Source organism: Streptomyces sp. NPDC059957, assembly GCF_042730015.1.
Taxonomy (GTDB): Bacteria; Actinomycetota; Actinomycetes; order Streptomycetales; family Streptomycetaceae; genus Streptomyces.
In genome coordinates this window covers 12,967-16,827 of sequence record NZ_JBHWMB010000117.1, presented here as the reverse complement: position 1 = coordinate 16,827, position 3,861 = coordinate 12,967, and the positions used below count along the sequence as shown (strand labels likewise).

Here is a 3,861-nt window from a genome sequence, read left to right as displayed (position 1 = left end):
TAGCATGGACCGGCACAGGCTGAGGCTGCCGATCGTGCTGAGGAGCCCCGAGCCACTGGACTTCATGGCGCGGACCGCCTCGACGGCATCGTCGCGGACGAGCGTCGAGTTGGCCCACGCCAGTGGCTCCTCGAGTGAGGAGGAGAACACCACTTTGGACGCTTGCGTGAGGTCGTCGACGGACGCTTCTTCTTCGGGCCTGAACTCGTCTTGGCCCTTCGGGACCTCGCCTGCGGCGAAGCCCGACATAAGGCGGTAGGTGTTCGCTCCCATCAGGTAGGTGGCCTCGGGCTGCTTCCCGAGCCATGCGAGGTACTCCGGGCCCTCGAGGCCCCAGAACCCGGGCCAGCCCTCTCCCGATGCATGGCCGTCGAGGGAGGTGATGAAGTCGACGAGAAGCTCCGACATGACGGTGTCCTTTCCTGGGGTGTCACAAGCTTGGACCGGTCGCGAGCCACAAACTCATCGGCCGCGCTGTGGAGTAACGAGAAACCTATGACGCTGCAGCCGATCAGAATCGGTGGATCCGCACCTACGAGGCGATGCCAGGCCATGCGAGCGGGACCCCCTGGTGGATCTGCACGGCGTCGCGGTCATGGACGCCGACGGCCTGCCGTGCCTCCTGAACGTGCACCAGCGTGCGGAAGGCCTGGGACTGCGGGTCGTGGTCTCCGGCTGGCAGCCCCAGCCCCAGCAGCGCATGGCCAACGTCGCCGGCATCCCCGGGCCCGGCTCGGCCACCAGGGAAAGGTATGCGGTGGCCAGCTTCCGCCGGCTCATCGAGGAGCGGGCCCAGCGTGCACGAGACAGCGCGGCCCTTGCTACCGGCCGGCTCCCCCGCGCCTGAGCCGGCGGTACCGGTGCTGCGCGGTGTGGCGAGTTTGCCCGGGCCCGTACCACTCTGGCGTCAGTGCCCGCCTTCTTCGGGAGGGTCGTCCTCGGGCTGCAAACCGAGGATGTCCAGCAGAACGTCGAGGTCGGCGGCACCCACGGCCCTGGAAGCAACCGCGCGGCGGGCGGCAGCCCGGTCCACGGTCCCCGCCCGGGCCAGGAACGCCGGCTCATCACAACCGAATGGATCCTTCACCCCACCGATGCCACCACGACCCCGGCACATCCGCAGCGCCACTACTCCATCACCTCGAACACAGCAGGGACCCGCCGGGCGGCAAATGGCCCCACGATCACGAGCGCGGGCAGCCGTACCCACAAGGCACGACCCGGCCGCCCCTGACCCGGAAGAGCCTGGTCAGCCCTCTGCCAGCCTCCTACCCTGGACCGATGGACGCTGAGCAGGACCCCACCTGACCGGCGACGACCGCCCGCTCATCCACACCCGGTGCCGAGCTCGGCGTGCTCACCGACCTCGGCGTGGCCTGGGCAAAGGTCTGGCGTCAGCGCAGAAGACCGAGGACTCCCTCCGGAAGCCGGTGGGCCTGGGTGAGCATGACCTCAGACGCCTGGGCCAGGATGTTCTTCTGCATGAATGCGCGTACCTCCGCGGCCACGGCGGCGTCGCCGTCACCCCGCTTCATGACCACGCCGTCACCGAGCCCCTCGAAGAAGTCGCCCAGTGGTTCGCCAACGGGCGCGGCAGGCCGGGATCGCTCCTTCGCGGCATCTGAACGGGGCCTCCGAGTCAGGTGACGGTGACACGCAGGACGTACGGCTCCTCGTTGCTGATCGCGCGGGCTTGCTCCGCCAGGTCCTCGGAGGTGAAGCCCAGCAGCGCCCGGTCCGCCGCCCGGGCCAGGAGGGGCAGGATCTCGGCGGCAGGGCGGCCCTGGTGCGTGCGCGCGAGCTCCGCGAAGGCCTCCTGGTAGGGGGCGCCGTAGGTGCCCGTGCTGTCGGTGAGCAGCCGGTCCAGGTCCTGCCTGCTCACGCTGATCTCGCCCATCACCGGTACTCCTTCCCGCCGGGGCCGACGGTTCCGGCCCTTGTCTTCGACGGTACGGACGGGGACTGACAACGGGACCCCGGCTGGGGTACCCGCCCCCAGCCGCCGCAGGTGGGGGGCCCTCGTGGTGACTGGTGGCGACGGCAGGGCGTTGTCCCGGCATGGACATGGACGACGAAGACTTCCTCGGCGTACTCCTGGACGCCACCACCGACACCCGCCTCAAGCTGCTCACCGGCGACGAAGCGCGCGCGGTGATGATGCTGCTCGGCGCCCTCGAAGAAGAGACCCGCTCCGAGGACGTACGCGAGGCTGCGGGCGAGATGCGGCTCCGCCTCGGCTCGCGCCTGGCCCTGCCCGCAGGGGCCACCGGGCCCGCGTCGGTCTGAGGGTGCCGCCCGGCCCGGCGGTCAGCCCCAGGTGCGCAGGAGTTCGGTGATGCGGGCGGTGGTGGAGCGGGGTTCGTACAACGCGTGGGCGAGGGCGGAGAGCTGCTCACGGGTGGGATCGGCCGGGATGCCGCTGGCGTTGAGGTACATCACGGCGGTCGCGCAGGCGACGGTGAGGTTGGAGCGTTCCAGCCAGCGGCAGCGGCCCAGGGTGTGGACGAGGGCGGCGGCGCGGGCGTAGGGGTCGTCGTAGACGGGCTGTTCGAGAAGTTCGGCGCGGTGGCGGGCCACCGCGGCGATCGGGACGCCGAGGTCCTCGGGCGCGGGGTCGCGGTGGCCGGCTCGTTCGGCGACTTCCAGGATCCAGGTCAGGTCGACGTGCAGGGACATGCTCACGCAGCGGCGCCCCGGCCGTCACCCGAAGCGGCAGGGGTGTGCTGTGCGTCGAGCTGGTCTTCGAGGTCCTGGAGGAAGCCCCCGTGAGTATCGAGGAGGCGCTGGGCGGCGGCCATGCCGGCGGCGCGGGCGCCGGTGGTGTCCTCGGTGATCAGGCGCTGCACGTACTGGTTGAAGTCCAGGCCGCGGGCCGCTGCCGCGCCCTTCCCGGCTTCCAGCACATCGGGCTCCAGCCGCAGCTGGGTCTGCTTCTTCGCACTGCTCATCCCAGCAAGGTAGCAGGGTGGTAGCAGGCGGGACAGAACCCAACAACGGGCATCCACCCGGAGTGCGCACCGGTCCCGCACACCGCTGCCCGTTGGAGACCGCGGCACCGTCCGCGCCCCCACGGTTGACGGCCGCCCGCTCCCGGCGGCGGGCACCCCGCCCGGACACCCGCCGCCGGGGCGCAGCTCAGGTGACGGTGACGCGCAGAACGTACGGCTCCCCGTTGCTGATCGCCCCTGCGGACGGGCGGTAGTTTGCCCGGCATGACTGCACTTGGACCCGTCGCCTGGCCTCCCGCCCCGATACAGACCGATCGCCTCGTGCTCCGCGAGTCCCTGGCCCGGGACCGTGCGGCGTTCATCGAGCTGTTCTCATCGCCGGAGGTACGCACCTACCTCGGCGGCCCCCGGCCGCGCGACGAGCTCGAGCGCGCGGTGCCCGAGGTTCCCGGGCGGCGCGCCGGCCTCTTCGTGATCGACCTCAACGGAGCGATGATCGGCACGGTCACGCTCGACCGGCGCGGCGCGGGGCGTCCGGGGCACCTCCGCCCGGATGCCGGCGAGGCCGAGCTCGGCTACCTGCTGCTGCCGGAAGCGTGGGGACACGGGTACGCCGCCGAGGCGTGCGCGGCGGCACTGGCCTGGTTCGCCGACGCGCTCCCCGGCGAGCCGGTGGTGCACTGCACCCAGACCGCCAACACCCGCTCGACGACCCTGGCGGCCAAGCTGGGGTTCATCGAGGTGGAGAGGTTCGAGGAGTACGGAGCCGAGCAGTGGTTCGGCGTGCGGCCCCCGGCCCCGCCGTGCGGCTGAGCCGTCCCGCCTCCCCTTCGCCGGGGGCCCCCGACGTCACGCGGCCGGCTGCGGGCTCCCGTGGGCCAGGCCCGAGCGCCGCAGGGCGCGCAGCATGGCC

9 protein-coding genes are annotated in these 3,861 nt (G+C 71.7%); 3 read left to right on the top strand and 6 right to left on the bottom strand.

Features of this window, described 5'->3' with window-relative positions; all coding sequences use genetic code 11:
- Positions 1 to 408: dihydrofolate reductase family protein (locus ACFWBW_RS39530; protein ID WP_385383982.1), on the bottom strand; the 408-nt coding region annotated here is incomplete at its 3' end.
- Positions 409 to 571: 163 nt separating this feature from the next.
- On the opposite strand from ACFWBW_RS39530, the gene ACFWBW_RS39525 reads away from it, so the two are divergent.
- Complete coding sequence (locus tag ACFWBW_RS39525; RefSeq protein WP_385383979.1) at positions 572 to 847, top strand: hypothetical protein; 276 nt, start codon at positions 572 to 574, stop codon at positions 845 to 847.
- 60 nt (positions 848 to 907) lie between these two features.
- Here ACFWBW_RS39525 and ACFWBW_RS39520 read toward each other — a convergent pair whose 3' ends face one another.
- The 3 genes from ACFWBW_RS39520 to ACFWBW_RS39510 form a co-directional block, all read right to left on the bottom strand.
- Positions 908 to 1,129, bottom strand: coding sequence for a hypothetical protein (locus ACFWBW_RS39520; protein ID WP_385383976.1), 222 nt, complete (start codon positions 1,127 to 1,129; stop codon positions 908 to 910).
- Between the two features lie 265 nt (positions 1,130 to 1,394).
- Positions 1,395 to 1,535: a hypothetical protein gene (locus ACFWBW_RS39515; RefSeq protein WP_385383973.1), complete on the bottom strand. Its 141-nt coding sequence runs from the start codon at positions 1,533 to 1,535 to the stop codon at positions 1,395 to 1,397.
- Positions 1,536 to 1,639: 104 nt separating this feature from the next.
- Positions 1,640 to 1,897 carry a hypothetical protein gene (locus ACFWBW_RS39510; protein WP_385383970.1) on the bottom strand — a complete coding sequence of 86 codons (258 nt, stop codon included), beginning with the start codon at positions 1,895 to 1,897 and terminating at the stop codon, positions 1,640 to 1,642.
- Positions 1,898 to 2,058: 161 nt separating this feature from the next.
- On the opposite strand from ACFWBW_RS39510, the gene ACFWBW_RS39505 reads away from it, so the two are divergent.
- Entirely contained in the window at positions 2,059 to 2,286 is a 228-nt protein-coding gene (locus tag ACFWBW_RS39505) for a hypothetical protein (RefSeq protein WP_385383967.1), read from the top strand.
- Between the two features lie 21 nt (positions 2,287 to 2,307).
- Here the strand turns inward: ACFWBW_RS39505 and ACFWBW_RS39500 are convergent, their stop codons facing one another.
- Both ACFWBW_RS39500 and ACFWBW_RS39495 read right to left on the bottom strand, forming a co-directional pair.
- Positions 2,308 to 2,676, bottom strand: a complete 369-nt coding sequence (locus ACFWBW_RS39500; RefSeq protein WP_385383985.1) for a fic family toxin-antitoxin system, toxin component — start codon at positions 2,674 to 2,676, stop codon at positions 2,308 to 2,310.
- Between the two features lie 2 nt (positions 2,677 to 2,678).
- A complete protein-coding gene (locus ACFWBW_RS39495; RefSeq protein WP_385383964.1) occupies positions 2,679 to 2,948 on the bottom strand; it encodes a hypothetical protein in 270 nt (89 codons plus the stop codon).
- Between the two features lie 264 nt (positions 2,949 to 3,212).
- On the opposite strand from ACFWBW_RS39495, the gene ACFWBW_RS39490 reads away from it, so the two are divergent.
- Complete coding sequence (locus ACFWBW_RS39490; RefSeq protein ID WP_385383961.1) at positions 3,213 to 3,761, top strand: GNAT family N-acetyltransferase; 549 nt, start codon at positions 3,213 to 3,215, stop codon at positions 3,759 to 3,761.
- Positions 3,762 to 3,861: the final 100 nt, after the last annotated feature.